The organism is Bacillus cereus (assembly GCF_002567495.1).
Taxonomy (GTDB): Bacteria; Bacillota; Bacilli; order Bacillales; family Bacillaceae_G; genus Bacillus_A; species Bacillus_A cereus_AQ.
In genome coordinates, this window is sequence record NZ_NVAP01000132.1 from 1 (window position 1) to 257 (window position 257).

The following is a 257-nucleotide window of genomic DNA, read 5'->3' on the forward strand; positions in this document are numbered from 1 at the left end:
GGGCTAAACCCAAAGATTCATCTGGTTGTAGATGCGAATGGAAATCCTCTAAAATTCATGATTACTGGTGGGGAAGTGTCCGATTTTACAGAAGCTGTTGATTTGATTACAGGAGTAAAGGCAGAACATCTTATTGCCGATAAAGGCTATGATTCTGATGAAATCGTTCGCTTTGCCAAAAAACAAGGAATGAATCCTGTGATTCCACCTAGAAAAAATAGAAACGAACAACGTGAGTATGATAAACATCTTTACAA

General features: G+C 37.7%; 1 protein-coding gene. It reads left to right on the top strand.

Going from position 1 to position 257, the window contains the following annotated elements:
• Positions 1–257, top strand: a 257-nt coding sequence (locus COK05_RS30810; RefSeq protein WP_141539332.1) for a transposase, incomplete at both ends; no start/stop codon positions are given.